We start from the raw sequence: 17,889 nt of genomic DNA on the forward strand, positions 1-17,889 counted from the left end.
AAAGCAGAAAAAAGCTCAGTTTTTTTAAACTGAGCTTTTTTCGCTCAAAATTAAAATCGTGGACATTCTTTCAAGGAATACATACATAATGAAGAAGAAAGAGAGATCATACTGGGGTCATATAACGGTGTATAAAGCGATCGTTTTGGACTTAGATGGAACGACACTAACTGAGTTTTTATATAAAGAGGATGGTTTGTACTGCTTTTTAAAGGAAAAGCTAAACTGAAAGCAAACCGCAAAAAGCCTGAAGGATCTTTTCCTTTAGGCTTCTCATGTTGATTAAGGCTGTTTGTGGCACTCTTTCGGCATTTTCAACGAAGAAGTTATTCGGAAAATGATCTGAAATCCCGCTGCGAGCCTGCTCATATGCTTCGCGGATCAAGCTGTAATGTGTTTCATAATCGCTTGCTCCATAGAAATCAAACGCTAGGAAAGAAAAACTGCACCATAAATGAGTGAAGACAAAACGACGAGGCCAGGATGGATTTTTTTCTTTTCCATCAGCCAATAGCTTCCGGCAGCCAAAATGAAAATATGAATAATGCTGAATTGAACATATGAATCAAAAAAAGCTTGAAACGCCATTACACCTAACAAAACAGCGATAGTGGGCTTTACGTAAGCGGTCATTCGTTTTACACGTGGAGATGTCCGGTTTTTATACAAGATGCCCATTAAGGTGATCATTAAAATAAGCGATGGCAAAACAGTCGCAAGCACTGCGAGTACAGCACCAAGCCAGCCGCCTTCCTGGAATCCGATATAACCGCCCATTTTTGTAGCGATGGGGCCTGGAAGTGCATTTCCCATTGCAAACGCCTCGTTAAATTCCTGGACAGTCATCCATTCATACCGGTCGACCACTTCTTTTTGAATAAGTGGAATGGTAGCGGGGCCACCACCGTAGCCGAGCAGATTTGTCATAAAAAACACCCAGAAAATATGTAAATAAATCATACGAGCCGTCCTTTCTTCTTATCCGCTTTTTTTTCTTTAACCGGCTTAAAAAAAGCAAAAAGCAGCAAAGCAGCAATTAAAATGGCGGGGTGAATATGAAGAAGCTCAATGAGGAAAAGGCCGATGATCACATGAATTGCAACAGTTCCCCATTTCAGCCCTTTGACCGAGCTTTGTAGAAAATCCTTTGTTAACACTGCCAGCATAACACCGACAACGGGCAGTACGCCTCGGGTCATTCCTTGTACCCAGGCTAAATCTTTGAATGCGGTCAGTGTAGTTAATAGAAGAATCATTAATAAAATCGTCGGCAGAATTGTCGCTAAAATAGCGTTAATGGTTCCGGGAATTCCACCGATCCGGTATCCGATATAGCCGGCCATTTTTGTATTAATTGGTCCGGGAAGTGTATTGCCAATCGCCAGGATATCACCGAATTCTTCATTATCCATCCACTTAAACCGTTCAACCACTTCTTTTTGGACAAGTGGAATCGTGGTCGGCCCTCCGCCGTAGCCAAGCATGCTGCTACGGAAAAATGCAATAAAGATGTCAAGCTGTTTCATTTATATCATCCTTCCCTGTTAAGCTGGTGAGCAATGGATTCACTATTTAAATCTGAGTTAATTACAACTATTTGTATATTATATTAAATAGTAACATTCGAATCGTAATAAAAAAAGATAAAAAAGTTACGTTTAGAATAAAAGATGTAAAATTTCCATTGCTGTTACACAAATCATTCCTTTTTTCATTATGATGAGTCTATTAATGAAGAGAAAAGGATTTGTACATAGAAAAAACACATCCTGCATTTGTTGCTTTTCTTAGTTTGCTCTTTATAAAATGCTTGGAAAGCTGGCGTTTAATCCTGTGCTGAGTTCGTACATGGCTGATATTACACCACCTTCTATGTATTCAAGCGTGTACGGTTTTTTTACTTCAGCGGCAGGCTGTCTTCGATGTTTGCTCCGTACATTACGAGCGTTTTTACTGATGCTGCAGGAAAACGGGAGACCGGATTTTATTTATCAGAAACGATGCTTATTATTAAAGCGATTATGTTCCTATTTACCGATAATAAAAGCAGATAGGAAAACGATGATCAAGCATACATAAAGAGGGAGAAGGTGGTTTAAACAAAACAGAAGGAGTTCTCCTGTAAAAAAAGAGGCTGCGTGCAGCCTCTTTTTTACAGGGGAAAAGCCGATATTGAATCAAAGAGCATAGCGACGCTGCCCCTACAATTTCATGCCCATCCGGCTTTTGTAGCGTTTAATTAAAATTTGACAGTCGACACTGACAACACCCTGCAGCGGATAAAGCTTTTCTGCTAAAAAGCGCTCCATCTCCTGGTTATCGGTAAAAATTCCGTGCATGTGAAGTTTACTTGGACCGGTCATATGGTACAGGCTTGTTACAGCCGCTTCCGTTTCAAGATGGGCGGCGACCTTTTCTAAAAATTGAGGCTCCACTTCTACATTAAAAAAAGCGGATACGTGAATACCGATTTTCGCCGGATTAATGACCGTGGTGAATTTTTCAATAACGCCCTGCTCCATTAAATTATTAATTCTGGCTTGAACGGCGACACGGGATAGATCCACCTGCTTCGCAATATCGGTATAGGAAATGCGGCTGTTTTCATGCAGGATAGATAAGATATGTTTGTCAATTTCGTCAATGCCAATATTGGGAATACTGTATTTTGATGACATACTGTGTCAGCTCCATTATAAAAAGTAATGCGTATTTAGTGTATCATGATCTGTTTAGGTATATAAGCTTTTAAACAGGAAAAGGTCACTAAACTAGCTTCTATCATAGTGGAATTAAAGAACAGAATATCCCTGTTTGGCAGGTTTTCTGTTCAAAAAAAGAACCTGCTTGAGCAGGTTCTCATTTTTATAAAAAGCGCTGGCGTACTTCTGGTGATGGAAGCATGCAATGATCATCTTTTTTGCCGAACCACTTGTACCGGTTAGCGGCAACATAGTCATATACGAGATTGCGGAGCGGAGCTGGTACAACAACCAGCGCATAAAGCAGTTTCCATGCTCCATCTAAATGACGCGCTACTCTCAAAGCAGCCGCGGATTTGCTGTAAGCCTCCCCATCCTCAACCAGCACGAAGCTGTCAAGGTCTTCCGGCATGTTGTGTTCTTTCAGCAGCTTTTGTCCGACGTCACTTTGAAGCGATGCATAGTTAAAATATCCTTTTGAATCACGCTGTATAATGAATTGAACGCTGGCATCACAGAAATTGCAATCCCCATCAAATAAAACGACTGCTGTCATAGTAAAACTCCTCCTCGTGTAAACGTTCTGTTCTTAATAGTCTAACCGCTTTTTCCTCGTTTCAAACAACTTGCTTGAATAAGCACTTTGCAGGGTGGTAAGGTAGTGAAAAGTGCTTATTATTTTTTGGGTATAGTTTAAGATTTGCTCAAAAAGGGGACTTAAGTAATATTTGCTGTTTAAGAGGTTTAATTTTGATCAAAAGGAGTATATGCATATGCCGGAAAGCTGTATTGAATGCCGGGTTCCGATTCGATTTTATGAACCGGGCCGTCTGTTTATTTCGAATGAGAAAAATTGGTCATTTGTCGATTTTCAAACGGTACAAGAAGCGGAGAAGAAGCTTCAATTTGTTCAGGAGAAACAGAAAGGAACACTATTCGGCGGGATCGGGCGTCCGGGCGATGAGGCACCGCTTCGCACTGCACCGATTGGAGAAGTAGCGGACTGGTTTTCACATCAGGAGGTTATTCGCGTCATTGAAAGAGGCCAATTTGTCAGCTTTCTTCAGCCGATTGTTGAAGCGGAGACCGGGCATATTTACGGATATGAATCCCTTCTTCGGACAAGTGAAGAAGCCTCCATTCCGCCGGGCCGCTTATTTGATACGGCCCAGAGGCTTGGCATGCATTCTTATTTGGATAAACAGGCAAGAGAAAGTGCCATTGTTGCCCGTAAAAAATACATTCAGGAGGGGCAGAAAAGCTTTATCAACTTTTTGCCTTCCACTATTTACAACCCAGAATTCTGCCTGCAGCATACCTTCCGTATGATTGAGAAATACAACGTGGATCCAACTGATCTTGTATTTGAAGTAGTTGAAACGGAAAGAATAGAAGATGTCGAACATTTAAAGAAAGTTTTAAATGTATACAAGCGAGAAGGCATTAAAGTGGCGCTTGATGACGTGGGAGCTGGTTTTTCCACGATCGAAATGCTTGAAAAGCTCAATCCGGACTACATCAAAATTGACCGCTCTTACATTTCATTTTGTGACCAGGACAAGGAAAAGCAGGCGTTTATTGAAAGAGCACTGAAAACAGCTCTGAATCTAGGTATTAAAACACTCGCAGAAGGCATTGAAAGACAAGAAGAATATGAGTACTGCAAGTCAGCGGGTATTACCCTTGCACAAGGATATTATTTTGGCAAACCATCTGCTAAACCAGTAGCAGTTTAAACGGAAAATCGAGGATGTAGAAAAAGTTAAAAAGCAGGCTGATTGAAAATGTCTGGCCTTCAAGGAAGGCGGTTGGGAGTGACTTTTTTGGGAGCATAAGCATTCACAGCCGGCCAGTGACGCTGAAAGTGGGCGTTTGCGGGCAGCTTGAACCGTCCAGCTTATAGGCTGGACGGTTTTTTTGTTGACTGGCCGAGCACAAGCAATCCCGCCACTATAAGAAGAAGACCAGTTCCCATAAAGCCTTGCAAGGGAGAAAGAGAAAGCGCACCGGTGACTGCAGAGCCTGCCACTACACCGAGTGAAAAAAAAGCGTAAAAGAAGCCATAAGCGGTTCCCCGGCTCTCTGGTGTGACCGAATTCATAAGCAGAGAATTAATCGAAGGAAATAAAAAAGCAAAGCCAATCCCGTATATGCTCATTGTGGCATACAGAAATACAGCAGCTGTTAGTTGACTGATAAGCAGAAGACTCGTCCCCATCATGGCTGCTCCAATAAAAAAAATTTTTTCTTGCTGCAGCCGGTCAAAAAGCCTGTTAGCCGGGGAAAGAAATATAATGATCGCCGCTACACCAAAAGTACTCAAAAGCAGGCCGCTCGTCTGGGAGTCGTACCCAAGACTTTCAATTTTCAGTGGCAGCATGTAAGCGAGGACGCCCTGGGAGAACATCAGCAAAAAAGCACCCGTAAATGCTTTGCGCGCACGAGCATTGCCAAGCAGGCCAGAAAATGAAACACTGTCCTGCTTCGGTAAAGGGGATGAAGCCGGCTGCTTTCTCAACATAAGTAAAGCAGCCATCCCCAGGATAGTCATCGCTGCACCCACGATGGTTAAAACATGGACTTCGCTTGTCCGGCTTGCTAAAATGCCGCTGAAAGCGGGACCGGTAATCGCTGCTATACCAACAAAAGCACCGGACACAGCCGCTCCTTGACCTCTTTTCTCACTGGCCGTATGATTTGCTAAATATGTGAAAGCCGCCGGTGTGATTAATCCGGCAGCCAGGCCATGAGCAAACCGAACCAAAAGAAGGAGCCACGTACTCTGGGCCGCTCCATAAAAAAACAAGGTAGCTCCGGTCGCCAATAGACCTGTAATTAACACGTAGAAAGGACCTCTTTTGTCTGTCCAAAAGCCAGATAGCATATTGCCGATTGTATTAGAGAAGGAATACATGCCAACAGCCAGTCCGATTAAAAAGGGAGCCGCGCCGAGTGACTGGGCAAGCGGGCTCATGATCGGCAGCTGAACAAAAAGATCAAAAAAAGAAAAAAAGACAATAAGATAAACAAACGCCCGCATCATCGGCCGCCTCCGTTCGATACATTACTAGCTTTACTATATCATTTGCTTGAAACAAAAAGAAAATGAAACAGATTCTTCCATTGGGTCGTATAAAAAAAGAAAATGGAGGCGGACATAATGAAAAGAAAAAAGAAGAAAAAAGATAAAGATTCAGTATTTGATCTGCTTGACTTGATTACATCTGCCGGAGAACTCATTTTTTATGGGGTTCGCGCACTGATACGCTGGTGGAATTAAAAGGGTCCATTGAAGAGTGCCAGCAGGGGTATGCACTTATTTGGATGGATTAAAACGATCAAGAACATAGAGAATTCGCGGTTATCCCTTCGTGGTCGCTGTTCTCCTGACAAACAGCTCGCAGCCATCACGCTGCTTTTTATTTACTTTTTTTGAAAATACAGAGTTTAAAAACTTCAGGGATAAAGGAGTATATTTCTGTTTTATTGGGTAATTATTACTAAACGGCAATAGAAAAGTCAGGCAAAGGAAGTGGCGACCATAAGACTAGCAGCAGACCGGTGTATTTTTAAGCAGGAGCTCGCATTGTTGTACATGGATTACGCACGCTGTCACGACGGTGCAATAAAAAAAGAAATTGCAAAAGATATTGAACTACTTCAAAAAGCAATCTCCCTTATTCTATAAAAAAAGTATCCGGCTTTCAGGCCGGATGCTTTTATTTATTTCTTGGACTTTTTAGTAGAAGACTTTTTAGTTGAACTGCTCTTGCTTGACGATTTAGCAGGAGCAATTGACAGTGCTTTGTCCGCTTTTTCAAGGTCATGCGTCACTTGTTCTTCCAGGTCATATGCGTGATACATTTCGTTATCAATCATATACTGGGCTATTTTATCGTGCATATCAATAGCGTTATCCAACTCTCTTCTAAGCAGCTGTTTTACTTCCGGTGTGGCTGTCTCTGTAATGGCTACCGCTAAATTTCGCACACCGGCTTTGGCCGTAATGAGAAAATCAGTGGCAATCGCCAAGTCGTCGAGTACTGTATCATTTTTGCTTTTCTTTGCCATCTATACTCACCGTCCTTTCGCCGTTTGCTTTTGGTCGTCTTTAAGAACCGCCTGTAAATCTTTAATCGCTTTTGTTGAAAGCTTAATATCTTCCTTCAGCAGCTTTTTCAGCTCCGAGTCCTCAACAAGCTCAAGCATCGCGGTGCTTTTTGTGAGACAAGCTGTTTTAAATAAGAGAACTTCATGAACTTCTAGCTTTTCATGCATCGCTAACTGTTTGGCCATGTTCCTCACTCCTTTTTATTATTTATCGGTTGCTTTTCCGTCTAAGTCGTGGTGAATGGCTGTTGGAGGAACGGCTGGCATTGGCTTTTGACCCTGTGGTGCTGGATTCTGTAAGTAAACATAATCGCCAGTTCCATCCGGGGAACTGCCTTTTGCCCAGCGTCCTTCGGCAGATTCCGATCCTTCTGAAAGATCCCAGAACTCAAACGCGTGCGGCTGTGCTTCCTGCTCTGCTTCTGGAGGGAAGGAGGCCGGCACGGCTACGCCGTTTTTCTCCTCGAGCTCTGCAATGGCTTCCATCCATTGATATTGGTGATAGCGGTCACGAGCGAGCATTTTACGGAATACAGCACGGACGCCTTCGTCTTTTGTCATATGGTAAAGGCGTGCAACCTGCAAGCGCCCTTGAGATTCAGCGTGCAGATTGGAGCGCATATCAGCAAGCAAATTGCCGCTCGCTACAATATAAGCACCATTCCACGGTACACCGTTTGAATTGGTTGGCATTCCGCCAAGCCCACTTACAAGCAGGTGCTGCGGGTTAATACCGCCCATAATAGCAGCAATAGCAGGATCTTCAGCAGCTTCCGCCTGTGCTTCTGGTGATGCGCCATCCAGCAGCTGGCTGATCAAGGCGCAAAGCATTTCCACGTGCCCGATTTCCTCTGTACCGATATCCATCAGCATATCCTTATACTTTTCTTCTCCCCGGCAGTTAAAGCCCTGGAACAAATATTGCATCATGACAGTCATTTCACCAAACTGGCCGCCGAGTACCTCTTGAATCTGGCGGGCAAGCAGCGGGTCGGGACGTTCTACTTTTACTTCAAATTGTAATTCTTTCTGGTGACGGAACATAAAAAAATCCTCCTTCAGCATAATAGAATGTTGTGTCTTTATTTGTCGTACCCTCCTTTTCTGCTCCAAAATCCTTAAGGCGCAAAAATAGGAAAAAAATCACTTGCAGAGACAAGTAGATGAATGAAGTTGTATGAATATTGTGAAAAGAGGGTAAGCGTGATAGAGTGAAAGTGTACATAAGAATTGGAGGGAATCTGTTATGCCATTGCTTCGTTTTGATGTAATTGAAGGACGAACAGAAGAAGAACTCAAGCAGCTGCTCGATGCAGCGCATAGAGGGATGCTGAAAGCTTTTGAAGTACCGGAGCGTGACCGCTATCAAATTGTGCATCAACACCCATCCCATGAAATGATCATTGAAGACACGGGGCTTGGATTTGAACGATCAAAAAATATCGTGGTAATTAGTATCGTCAGTAAGCAAAGAACAGAAGAGCAAAAACAAAAGCTATACCAGTACATTGTGGAAGAATTGCAGGAAAGCTGTGGGATTGATCCAAAAGATGTGATGATCTCTCTTTCCATTAATGGGGACGCTGACTGGAGTTTTGGCTTCGGAAAAGCGCAGTTTTTAACTGGCGATCTGTAACGTTTCATCCCTTTCAATTATTCGCTTTTTCTATCGGTTTTTTTTGAAAGTGATCCCTGAAGCGTTCCTCGCGCAGATGGATAGGTGATCTACCAGTAACGAAAATGGTGTATTCATATGTAAAGCATGTATAAACAGGCTCTTTTTTGTTATCACGGACAAAAAAGAGCCTGTTTATTTTGGGCATAAATAGTTTGCAACTGAAATTTTTTCGAGTAAAATATGAAAAACTAGTGAGAGAATTCACAAAGGCCGACAGGGTAAAAAAGACAAAGGGGGAAGCGGCATGACAGATGCGCTAAAAAGATTGATTAAGGCAGCACAGCGCCCAGAGGAAGCGGATATCATTATTCAAAATGGTACAGTGGTGGACGTTTTTTCACTTGAAACGTTTAAAGCGGACGTCGCGATCAAGGACGGTTACATTGTCGGCATCGGCACCTACCCAAAAGGAAAGCATATCGTAAATGCCTCAGGTAAATATGTGATGCCGGGCTTTATCGACGGCCATATCCATATTGAGTCAACGATGGTGACACCGTCGGAATTTTCGCGGGCGCTTATCAAGCATGGCGTAACCACAGTCATAACTGATCCCCATGAAATTGCCAATGTCGCCGGACGAATCGGCGTTGACTTTATGCTTGAGGATGCAGCTGGAACGGATATTGACATTTTAATGAAGCTGCCTTCTTGTGTACCGGCAACTCCATTTGAACAAAACGGAGCAACTTTAACAGCGGATGATCTGCGCCCGTACTTGTCTCATAAAAATGTGATCGGTCTTGCAGAAGTCATGGATTATCCTTCGGTTTTAAATGCTGATGCGGGTATGCTTGCCAAAATTCAAATGACAACTGAAGCAAATTTGACAGTAGACGGTCATGCGGCGGGGCTGCCGGATTCAGCGTTGAATGTTTACAGCACAGCAGGCATCCGTAATGACCACGAAGCCGTAACAGCAGAAGAAGCAATCGCAAGGGTGCGTCGGGGTATTCACGTCCTTGTACGGGAAGGCTCAGCTGCAAAGGATTTGCTGGCTCTTCTTCCAGCCATTCATGAACGGAACAGCAGCCGGTTTTCTTTTTGTACAGATGACAAGCACTTAGATGAACTGGCTGAAGAAGGAACGGTCAATTATGCGGCACGCCTGGCCATCAAGCATGGACTCAATCCGCTGATTGCCATTCAAATGGCGACGATTAATAATGCTGTATGCCACGGCTTAGAAAACAAAGGAGCGGTTGCGCCCGGTTACACAGCAGATGTGTTAATTACAAACAGTCTGGAAACGCTCCAGCCAGAGACGATTATAAAAGATGGAAGGATTCTGGATTTGTCTGCTTTGAAAAATAGTCGTGCCACCGTACCAGCATCGGTTCAATCCTCGCTGAATATAAAAAAAGTCACAAAGGAATCCCTGCAGATTCCCCTTGAAGCTGGACAAAAAGCAATGATGATCGGCGTGGTGCCTGGCCGGATTATTACCAACAAAATTGCAGCAGATGTAAAAATAGAAAAGGGCTTTTTTGTACCGGATGCTGTGCGCGACCAGTTGAAAATTGTTGTGTGTGAACGGCATCATGCAACAGGCAGCATTGGAGTGGGTATCGTCAGCGGGCTCGGTCTGAAGCGGGGAGCCATTGCATCAACCGTAGCACATGATTCACACAACCTGGTTGTGGCCGGGACAAATGATGAAGACATTTTAGCAGCCATTGAGGCGTCAGAACGTATGCAGGGCGGGCTTGTGATCGTTGAAGATGGAAAGGTTCTTGCGTCCGTTCCGCTCCGGGTCGGCGGTATTATGTCCGAAAAGCCGTATGAAGAAGTGATTGAGGAATTACATCACCTTCATGAGCAGCTGGCGCTTGTAGCGGAGGAGTCACAAAATATTTTTATGATCCTATCGTTCCTCTGTCTGCCGGTGATTCCGAGCCTGAAGCTGACAGACAAAGGGCTGTTTGATGTAGACTCTTTTCAGCATATTGAAGTGGGGATTCCGGAGTGACACCTTTTACAAGGGAAGTAATTCGTGTATTAAAAGAGATCCCCGCAGGGGTGGTTGTCACATACGGACAGGTGGCGAGAATGGCGGGAAGCCCCCGTGCTGCTCGCCAGGTGGTTCGTATTTTACATTCTATGAGTGAAAAGCACCAGCTGCCATGGCACCGTGTTGTCAATGCCAGAGGCGAAATCAATGTACCGGATGAAGAAGCACGAGCAGAACAGCGGCACCGTTTAAGAGAAGAGGGCATTCCTTTTACCACAGATGGCCGTGTTGACTGGGATAAAGCAAACAAGGAAGTGGATCAGCAGAACAAGCGCTGATCCTTTTTTGTTGTTTACATGTTTGTCTGACTGTCGTATTCTTTTTTTGATATAGCAGAAGTTAAAAAGTGGAAAAATAAGCAGGGCAAAAAGGAGCATAGAAAATGAAAAAAGGGTTATTTGTTTGTTTTTACGTTGCTTTGTTTACCGCTTCTGTTTATCTTTACAGTTATATTTATTCGGATCCCACAGTTGAAGATGCAGGACACCTTTTGCCGGTCCGGGTAAAAGAGATCAAGCAAGCGGACGGTGAAAAAGTGCTCAAAAAAATTGTACAGGATGCAAACCGTACCGGCAGCCAGCTTTCGATTGCAGGCATGCAGCATAGCCAGGGCGGACAAACCTATTATCCGGGATCAGTAATGATTAACATGAAGCCATTTAATAAAATCATCCATTTTCAGCCGGAGAAACGATTGATTACCGTGCAAAGCGGCGCTACATGGGACGATATTCAGCGGCATATAAATCCATACGGCCTTGCTGTTAAGGTGATGCAGTCGCAAAATATTTTTACCATTGGCGGGTCATTAAGTGTAAATGTGCATGGCCGGGATATCAGGCATGAATCTCTTATTGACACGGTAGAATCATTCCGGCTGTTAAAACCGGATGGCACGATTGTTCTTGTCAGCAGGAATGAGAATGAGGAGCTATTTCCTTACGTGATTGGCGGGTATGGCTTATTCGGCATCATTTTGGATGTTACACTTTCATTAACAGAGGATAAGCTATATCAAAAAGAAACAAAAGAACTTGATTATCGCGCCTATACTCGCTATTTTCAGCAGCAGGTAAAGGAAAACACAGCGGTCAAAATGCATTTGGCACGCATTTCGGTTGCGCCGGATTCTTTTTTGCGCGAGATGTATGTAACAGATTATGTGGAGGCAGAAAATCAAAAGCTGCTGAAAAATGAAAATACATTAAAAGAAGACAGAATTGTAGCGCTGCCGAAGCTTTTCCTCGGTTTGTCCCGTTACAGCGGGTGGGGAAAAGACCTGTTTTGGGATGTTCAAAAACAATATGCACTTGAAGAAAACGGGTCGTTCGAATCCAGAAACAATGTCATGCGTTCTGAAACGGATTTTATGAACTATGAAAGCAGCACAAGAACAGAAATACTGCAGGAATATTTTGTCCCTGTGGCTGAATTTTCTGCTTACATAGATGACATGCGGAATCTTCTTGAAAAGGAGAAAGAATTCAACCTTTTAAACATTACCATCCGCTATGTTGAAAAAAGTGATCAAGCTGTTCTTTCTTATGCAAAGGAGGATATGTTTGCACTGGTGCTTTTAATCAATCAAGGTAAATCGGCGCAGGAAGTAGAGAAATCAAAAGATGTAATACAGGATATGATTGATGTCACCCTGGACCATGGGGGCAGTTATTATCTTCCATACTATTCATTTCCGTCAGAAGAACAGCTGGAAAAAGCTTATCCGCGTATTGAGGCATTTTTCAAGAAGAAGCAGGAGGTTGACCCGCAAAAGCGGTTTACAAACTATTTTTATGAGGAGTATCAACAATGAGCTATCGTCAGTTTGTAATGTCTCAAAGCCTTATTTTGATGGCAGGGAGTATGATTTTTCCTTTTTATGTTTTGCTGCTTCGAAATGTAGGTGATAGTTACGCACAGTTTGGATGGGCGTATGGACTTTTTACGTTAACCTCCGCACTTATGTATCCCGTTGTTGGAAAAGCTGCGGACCGGCTGGGAGACAGGCAGCTGCTGCTTTTTTATTCGATGGGCATGGCTGTGCTGCTGCTTTTCTTTCCGCTTGTTACAAGTGTATGGCAGGTATATGGTCTGCAGGTTTGTATGGGGGTGCTTGGAGCGATTCAAAAAAACACTGAAAAAGCGGCTCTGGCCCGCACGGCAAATCACAAGCAGGCCGGTGCTGACATGGGCCGGTATCATTTTTGGACGTCTATTGCGGCAGCAACAGCTGTGATCGTGACCGGTTATCTTGTCGACTTTTTAACGATCGCGACTATCTTTTACCTTGCATCTCTCATGTATGTGATGAGCGGCCTTATCGTATGGAAAAAGCAAGAAAACAGTTCAATCTCTTTTTAAGCATGAAATCGATAAAACTGCTTTTCGGGAAGGCTGACAGGGAGTTTTTTATACAAAAACTGCCGCAAGAACAAGCAAATGAAAATGGATTAATAAATACAAAATGTGTAAATAAAGATAGGTAAAATGATTCGTTTTTGCAAATATAAATATGATATATTTAAAATAACATACTATAGTTTTGGGTAATAAGATCTTTTTGTGAAGTAGATTTTTGAAAAAGGTGAAATGGTTCGGCAGAAATTTTCTAACAGAAGCGATGCTGCTCATGCTGTAAATACTTCTGGAAAACGGGCTTGGATATACTTGCCCGTGTAAGACCTTGTAAAAACGCAAAAGTTAGTTTGAACGTCGATCAAGAAACCAGGGACTATACGCGAAGCTTATCCAAATACAACATGAAATAGTATTAAAAATAAAATGGTTTGCAGGAATGACCACTGTGGTAAATGCAAACGGGCCGCCCGGGCATACTGTGAATATGGCTGCTCGTATTCAACGGCAAAGTGAGGGTGGAGTATGACGGCCGGTGTACAGAAATGGGAACATAAATTATTTGACAAGACAGCAGAGCAATTTGCATTCAGTATAAAAAAGATACTTGAGAAATTATTTAGTAGTAGACGTGAGTTACAAAATTGTGCATCTCATGCCTGCTTCAACAGCGGATATTGGGCAGGCTGAGTGGCCGGATTATGGAGAGCTGATTATGAACATTAAAGTACAGGATTACATCAGTGTTTTTATTCATCAAACCGATTTGAAAGTAACGAACTGTGTAAAAGAGCGTCTTGCGCCATTTCAGCTCGCCCCGGAGCAAAATTTAATTATGATGCTGCTTTGGGAACGGGATGGACGAACGCAGCAGGAATTGTCTGAACGGCTTGAAAAAGACAAAACGAACATTACCCGGATGGTATCAAGTCTCGAGCAAAAAGGGTTTATTAAGCGGGTAACGGAAACATGCGACCGGCGTTCTGTGCGGATTTTTTTGACAGAAGCCGGAACTGCTCTTCAAGACAAAGTAATACCGGTTATAGAAACATTTCACCAAACCATTACAGCAGGGATCACAAAAAAAGAGCTGGATGAAGTGCATAGAATTTTAACGAAGATGCGGGCAAATATCGAATAAAAAAGCCTGCACAACAAAATAGTTGCTATAGCAACTATTTATATGATACAATTCTTTCAGTGATTAAAAGTAACCAAATAACTGGAGGAAACAGAAAATGACAAATGTTTTGTTTATAAAAGCCAATTCACGCCCGGCCGATCAGGCGGTCAGCGTGCAGTTATATAATGCATTTCTAGAGGCGTACCGTGCCGAGCACCCGGCGGACACGATCACGGAGCTGGATCTTTTTGCAGAAAACCTTCCGTACTACGACAATGATAAAATTAACGGCATGTTTAAACTGGCGCGCGGCATGGAATTAACAGAAGGAGAAAAATCGGCAACAGAGCTTGTTACAAAATACTTGAATCAATTTTTGGAAGCAGATAAAGTTGTTTTTGCGTTCCCGCTTTGGAACTTTACGATTCCAGCTGTTCTTCACACGTATCTTGATTACCTCGGTCAGGCAGGCCAAACGTTTAAATATACAACAGAAGGGCCGGTCGGTCTTTTAAAGGATAAAAAAGTAGCTCTTTTAAATGCAAGAGGCGGTATTTATTCAGAAGGACCAGCGGCTGACCTTGAAATGTCAGCAAAATATGTTCAAACCATTATGGCTTTCTGGGGCGTAGAAGATGTTCAGACGATTGTAATTGAAGGACATAATCAATTCCCGGATCGTTCAGCAGATATTATTGCAGATGGTATTGAAGTGGCAAAAGAAGCAGCACGTACATTTTAATGAACAAGCTGTCCCTTCCAAAAAGGGGCGGCTTTTTTTATATTTCAGAATCCACAAAAAGGAAATGAAAACATTTTCTTTTTTGAATCACTTGCTTATTCTTCAGAAAGCTGTTATGATAAGTAAGAATTATTTTTGTTCGAGAGGTACAAGTGCTGTAAAAGCTTATTGTCTTGATATTGCTTTGAGCAGGAATAGTATTATTTTGTGCAAATGCACAACGGGAGGCAACATAACATGGAACAAGGTAAAGTAAAATGGTTTAACGCAGAAAAAGGTTTCGGCTTCATCGAGCGCGAAGCTGGAGACGACGTATTCGTTCATTTCTCAGCAATTCAAGGCGAAGGCTACAAAACTCTTGACGAAGGTCAAGAAGTAACATTCGAAGTTGAACAAGGCCAACGTGGTCCTCAAGCAACTAACGTACAAAAAGCATAATCTTATATAACATCATAAAAAGGCAGCCTTTATAAGGCTGCCTTTTTTGCTTGCTTGCTTTTTCGCTAAAGTCTTCTTTTCATGATTAAACTTTCTCACTAGCGGGCAGGGTGCAAACGATCTTTCAATAAAAAAAGCCTTCCGCATAAACGGAGCAGGCTTAATTGTTAAAAAAGTTTTCCGTAAAATAAGGCTGATCCTCTTCATTCAGTGCCACGCCTACACCCAGGTAACGGAAGTCATTATTTAAAATATTTTTCCGGTGGCCGGCAGAGTTCATCAGACCCTCGTGAGCAAAAATACTGCTGAATTGCCCGTAAGCAAGGTTTTCACCAGCCGCTGTAAAACGGATACCATCTTCCTCCATTCGATCAAATGGTGACTGTCCGTCAAGGTTTGTATGATCGAAATATACATGCTGTGCCATATCCTGACTATGTTTACGGGCGGTCACGCTAATTGGGTCATCCCATGTCAGCACCGGCAGTTCATGCATAACTCGCGCAGCGTTTGTTACGTCAAACAGCTGGTACTCAAATCCTTTGCGAAGCGCCGTGCTGTTTTCGCCATACATATTCTTTTTGGCTGCTTCAAGATCTTCGTCTACAATAAGGATCGCTGTGACCGTATTCTCCTCGTGTACATCATAAAAAATGGTTACATAGCTGTCGTCTACATGATAGTAATCATGTTCATTTGTTTCATTTAAAATATAATATGTGAGTCCTTTGCGCATTTTGTCCATCGGTTCACCCATTTTGGCACGTACCGTTTCCTTTGGCGTATTTAAAGCAATGCCATTTTGGGCAGAAATTAAATTATGACTTGTGTAAAGACCGTTCACACGATTTTCCTCATCATACGAAACCATCAAAAAGTTCTGGTACTTCTCGTGATAAGCATACCATTCGGTTCCATACTCATTTTCAGAATGCCGTTTTGGAGCGCCGACTTCCTGTTCTACCTTCGAACGGCTGTCTCCCAATTGAATGTTGTATACAGAAAAGGTTTGAGATTCCGGTGCAGCCAATGCAGGCTGTTCAGCTTGTTCAGCAGGCTTCGGCGAGATGCCGACAAGGCTTTTTACTTCACCCGTGACTTTCTCGACAGTGCCAGTTACAGCAGAACTTTCTCTGATATTTTCCAGCTGATCACTGATCACATCCATAAAAGCTAAATTTACATAAGGCTCGGCATACTCTTCCCAAAGCGGCCGTGTATTAAAAGCTATAACAAGCAGCAGAACAACAGATAGTATTTTTTTCAATCATTCACACTCCGTTCTCCCTCCATTTTACCGGAAAACGGTCTGCTTTTCACGCAAATCGATAGTAGATCAGCAGGAAAGTGGATAGAACAAATAAAAAATTAAGAAATACAAATACAAATTGATCCAGTTTCGTTTTGTGAAGCTTAATAGGCGGATTATAAAATGACACGCCTTCGATAATAAAGATAAGTAAAACAATGTGAATCATAAAATGACCGATTATTTCGGTGAAGCCAAACAGCAGCGTAGTTGAGATAAAAATGATCGTCACGACGAAGGCAACAACCCGGTTTAAAATACCGACCACAAGCAAATAGCCGACGACAAATTCAATAAAAGCGGCCATGACAATAAAAACGGCTGGATCAAATCCAAATGTCGGCACATGGTGGTTCTCTACAATATCAAGCGCCATTGATGGATATACCCATTTTTCAACGGCTACCCAGCACAAAGACAAACCAGTTCCTAGGTACAAGAAAGGAAAGCCTTTTGATTCAAATGGTGTTTTTCCCACAAGCAGGACAGCGATAATAGCAATGTAAAAACCATAATCGAGCATATGGAAAAGACCATTGTGTATGGTCACATAAATGAATAACCCGAGAAGAATCAATGCGCCTGCTTTTGTGGCCAGATGGTGTGGGATCATTAACAAAAGAATAGCAGCCCATACAAACACCCAAACGGCTGGCTGCTCAATCAAGAACTCCGGTGCAAACAGTGTTCCGCTCATCACCTGTACAAGCAAAGCAGCGGCAGTTCCGTACTTTAATAAATAACGTGAATAGGGGCGCAACCGGGACAAGCGTTGGTCCCATCTTTGAATAGGCGGCCAACTGGTTGTTTTCGGTATTAAAAGAGCTAAAAAGCCAAGTAAAACGGCAATCGTAAGGGACAAACCAAGAAAGAAAGGTGATAGAATATGCTCGATTGCTTCTTTTTGTGGCGTAGTTTCTGTGAACCACTTTACATGCGCTTTTGTAAACAAAGGGGACATCATTACGACAAAAGCTATTAAAAAAAACAATATCTTTTTCATAGGGATAGTTTTTCCTTAAGCAGATCCCTTATACATCATACAGTGAGGAAGCAAATAAAAAATAAATATACCACTTGTGATTAAATTCACATAATTTTTTAAGTTTTTTATGCAGAAAAATCTGATTGAAAGCGCTATGATAGAGAAAGGAAGTTTTTTATTTTAATGGAGGTACAACAAGCATGGCATACAATAAGTTAATTCGTACGTTAATGATTGAAATTCCATCGATTCCGGGCAGCCTCGGGAAAGCAGCAACAGCTATTGGGCTGCGCGGCGGTGACATTGGTGAGGTAGAAACAATTAAAGTGGGTCCGGCTTACACGCAGCGAGATATCACGATACAAATTGAGCGGGAAGAGCAGCTAAAGGAAATTATCGAAAGCATCAATGCACTGGAAGGTTTCCACGTGCAGGC

General features: G+C 42.7%; 22 protein-coding genes. 12 read left to right on the top strand and 10 right to left on the bottom strand.

Annotated elements, in window-relative coordinates:
• Positions 1-429 precede the first annotated feature (429 nt).
• Both VP97_RS16965 and VP97_RS16970 read right to left on the bottom strand, forming a co-directional pair.
• Positions 430-960 carry a chromate transporter gene (locus VP97_RS16965; RefSeq protein ID WP_050183261.1) on the bottom strand — a complete coding sequence of 177 codons (531 nt, stop codon included), beginning with the start codon at positions 958-960 and terminating at the stop codon, positions 430-432.
• A complete protein-coding gene (locus VP97_RS16970; protein ID WP_050183262.1) occupies positions 957-1,526 on the bottom strand; it encodes a chromate transporter in 570 nt (189 codons plus the stop codon). Before VP97_RS16970 ends, VP97_RS16965 begins: the two co-directional genes overlap by 4 nt.
• A 396-nt stretch (positions 1,527-1,922) precedes the next feature.
• Here VP97_RS16970 and VP97_RS24765 point away from each other — a divergent pair, with 396 nt between their 5' ends.
• Positions 1,923-2,054 carry a hypothetical protein gene (locus VP97_RS24765; protein ID WP_281175113.1) on the top strand — a complete coding sequence of 44 codons (132 nt, stop codon included), beginning with the start codon at positions 1,923-1,925 and terminating at the stop codon, positions 2,052-2,054.
• Positions 2,055-2,201: 147 nt separating this feature from the next.
• Here the strand turns inward: VP97_RS24765 and chrS are convergent, their stop codons facing one another.
• Positions 2,202-2,678, bottom strand: coding sequence for a chromate efflux transcriptional regulator ChrS (gene chrS / locus VP97_RS16975; protein WP_050183263.1), 477 nt, complete (start codon positions 2,676-2,678; stop codon positions 2,202-2,204).
• 187 nt (positions 2,679-2,865) lie between these two features.
• Complete coding sequence (locus VP97_RS16980) at positions 2,866-3,258, bottom strand: thiol-disulfide oxidoreductase DCC family protein (RefSeq protein WP_050183264.1); 393 nt, start codon at positions 3,256-3,258, stop codon at positions 2,866-2,868.
• A 217-nt stretch (positions 3,259-3,475) separates the two neighbouring features.
• Between VP97_RS16980 and VP97_RS16985 the strand changes: the two genes are divergently transcribed.
• A complete protein-coding gene (locus tag VP97_RS16985) occupies positions 3,476-4,438 on the top strand; it encodes an EAL domain-containing protein (RefSeq protein ID WP_342667329.1) in 963 nt (320 codons plus the stop codon).
• Positions 4,439-4,599: 161 nt separating this feature from the next.
• Here the strand turns inward: VP97_RS16985 and VP97_RS16990 are convergent, their stop codons facing one another.
• Entirely contained in the window at positions 4,600-5,745 is a 1,146-nt protein-coding gene (locus tag VP97_RS16990) for an MFS transporter (RefSeq protein WP_342667330.1), read from the bottom strand.
• A 489-nt stretch (positions 5,746-6,234) separates the two neighbouring features.
• Between VP97_RS16990 and VP97_RS23960 the strand changes: the two genes are divergently transcribed.
• A complete protein-coding gene (locus tag VP97_RS23960; protein WP_156153534.1) occupies positions 6,235-6,390 on the top strand; it encodes a hypothetical protein in 156 nt (51 codons plus the stop codon).
• A gap of 35 nt (positions 6,391-6,425) precedes the next feature.
• On the opposite strand, the gene VP97_RS16995 is transcribed toward VP97_RS23960, so the two are convergent.
• The 3 genes from VP97_RS16995 to VP97_RS17005 are packed head-to-tail and all read right to left on the bottom strand — an operon-like array spanning position 6,426 to position 7,856.
• On the bottom strand, positions 6,426-6,773 hold the full coding sequence (locus VP97_RS16995) for a spore coat protein (RefSeq protein WP_050183266.1): 348 nt from the start codon (positions 6,771-6,773) through the stop codon (positions 6,426-6,428).
• Positions 6,774-6,779: 6 nt separating this feature from the next.
• Positions 6,780-6,998 carry a spore coat protein gene (locus VP97_RS17000; protein ID WP_050183267.1) on the bottom strand — a complete coding sequence of 73 codons (219 nt, stop codon included), beginning with the start codon at positions 6,996-6,998 and terminating at the stop codon, positions 6,780-6,782.
• A gap of 18 nt (positions 6,999-7,016) precedes the next feature.
• Positions 7,017-7,856 carry a manganese catalase gene (locus VP97_RS17005; RefSeq protein ID WP_050183268.1) on the bottom strand — a complete coding sequence of 280 codons (840 nt, stop codon included), beginning with the start codon at positions 7,854-7,856 and terminating at the stop codon, positions 7,017-7,019.
• A 202-nt stretch (positions 7,857-8,058) separates the two neighbouring features.
• Here VP97_RS17005 and VP97_RS17010 point away from each other — a divergent pair, with 202 nt between their 5' ends.
• The 8 genes from VP97_RS17010 (at position 8,059) to VP97_RS17045 (ending at position 15,159) form a co-directional block, all read left to right on the top strand.
• The gene (locus VP97_RS17010; RefSeq protein WP_050183269.1) at positions 8,059-8,448 is read left to right on the top strand and encodes a tautomerase family protein; all 390 of its coding nucleotides are present in this window, start codon (positions 8,059-8,061) and stop codon (positions 8,446-8,448) included.
• A 286-nt stretch (positions 8,449-8,734) separates the two neighbouring features.
• A complete protein-coding gene (ade, locus tag VP97_RS17015; protein ID WP_050183270.1) occupies positions 8,735-10,459 on the top strand; it encodes an adenine deaminase in 1,725 nt (574 codons plus the stop codon).
• A complete protein-coding gene (locus VP97_RS17020) occupies positions 10,456-10,779 on the top strand; it encodes an MGMT family protein (protein WP_050183271.1) in 324 nt (107 codons plus the stop codon). Before ade ends, VP97_RS17020 begins: the two co-directional genes overlap by 4 nt.
• A 104-nt stretch (positions 10,780-10,883) precedes the next feature.
• Positions 10,884-12,314 carry an FAD-binding oxidoreductase gene (locus tag VP97_RS17025; protein WP_050183272.1) on the top strand — a complete coding sequence of 477 codons (1,431 nt, stop codon included), beginning with the start codon at positions 10,884-10,886 and terminating at the stop codon, positions 12,312-12,314.
• On the top strand, positions 12,311-12,862 hold the full coding sequence (locus VP97_RS17030; RefSeq protein ID WP_050183273.1) for an MFS transporter: 552 nt from the start codon (positions 12,311-12,313) through the stop codon (positions 12,860-12,862). The genes VP97_RS17025 and VP97_RS17030 overlap by 4 nt, the downstream gene beginning before the upstream one ends.
• A 649-nt stretch (positions 12,863-13,511) precedes the next feature.
• On the top strand, positions 13,512-13,997 hold the full coding sequence (locus VP97_RS17035) for a MarR family winged helix-turn-helix transcriptional regulator (protein ID WP_245629922.1): 486 nt from the start codon (positions 13,512-13,514) through the stop codon (positions 13,995-13,997).
• Positions 13,998-14,094: 97 nt separating this feature from the next.
• Complete coding sequence (locus VP97_RS17040; protein ID WP_050183274.1) at positions 14,095-14,721, top strand: FMN-dependent NADH-azoreductase; 627 nt, start codon at positions 14,095-14,097, stop codon at positions 14,719-14,721.
• A gap of 237 nt (positions 14,722-14,958) precedes the next feature.
• Positions 14,959-15,159 carry a cold-shock protein gene (locus tag VP97_RS17045; RefSeq protein ID WP_050183275.1) on the top strand — a complete coding sequence of 67 codons (201 nt, stop codon included), beginning with the start codon at positions 14,959-14,961 and terminating at the stop codon, positions 15,157-15,159.
• A gap of 160 nt (positions 15,160-15,319) precedes the next feature.
• Here VP97_RS17045 and VP97_RS17050 read toward each other — a convergent pair whose 3' ends face one another.
• Positions 15,320-16,426, bottom strand: coding sequence for a CAP domain-containing protein (locus VP97_RS17050; protein ID WP_050183276.1), 1,107 nt, complete (start codon positions 16,424-16,426; stop codon positions 15,320-15,322).
• A gap of 49 nt (positions 16,427-16,475) precedes the next feature.
• Entirely contained in the window at positions 16,476-17,471 is a 996-nt protein-coding gene (locus tag VP97_RS17055; protein ID WP_050183277.1) for a DoxX family membrane protein, read from the bottom strand.
• A gap of 182 nt (positions 17,472-17,653) precedes the next feature.
• On the opposite strand from VP97_RS17055, the gene VP97_RS17060 reads away from it, so the two are divergent.
• Positions 17,654-17,889 (top strand): ACT domain-containing protein (locus VP97_RS17060; protein ID WP_483782895.1); only part of this gene is annotated, 236 nt, incomplete at its 3' end.

Source organism: Domibacillus robiginosus, assembly GCF_000966195.1.
Taxonomy (GTDB): domain Bacteria; phylum Bacillota; class Bacilli; order Bacillales; family Domibacillaceae; genus Domibacillus; species Domibacillus robiginosus.